The 532-nt window shown below is 63.0% G+C and carries 1 pseudogene; it reads left to right on the top strand.

What is annotated here, in order from left to right:
* Positions 1-235: 235 nt before the first annotated feature.
* Positions 236-532: pseudogene (locus tag EN786_RS36015) on the top strand (hypothetical protein); the annotation flags it as partial.

Here is a 532-nt window from a genome sequence, read left to right on the forward strand (position 1 = left end):
TGCCGACAGCTTCAATCACACCAAATTCGCCGACAATCCGATGATGGTGCAGATGATCGGGCAGCGACTGCGAGAGGACGACGGCTTTGCCAGCGACCGCGACGTGACCGACCGCATCCGCCAGTTGGCCACGCAGTAATCGTATCGGCGCGGTTTCTGACTTAGAACTGGACCCGGCCGCCCTCTGGCTTTATCGGAATAGTCGGAGAGGTTTGCCGCCCTTGGGGGATCCCGGGTGATCTTGCGTGTTAGGATCGTGCTTGGCATTGCACTTGCGCTTGCCGTCAGCGGCTGCGCCGGCCAAAGCGCGCATGACCTTCTCAACCGCAAGCCGGTTACGGCGCCGGCCTCCGACATCGCCGCCAAGCACGAGATCTTCGTCGCCACGACCCGCCAGCAGGCGACCAAGGACCCTCGCCAGGTGTTCGACGGTGATCGTTCGCTGACCACCAGTTATGCGCTGGTCGACGTCACTGTTCCGAAGATCCACCAGGTCGGAGCCATCGAGCGCGCCAAGGGCTCCGCCGACAGC

This window comes from Mesorhizobium sp. M4B.F.Ca.ET.143.01.1.1 (genome assembly GCF_004792275.1).
Classification (GTDB): domain Bacteria; phylum Pseudomonadota; class Alphaproteobacteria; order Rhizobiales; family Rhizobiaceae; genus Mesorhizobium; species Mesorhizobium abyssinicae.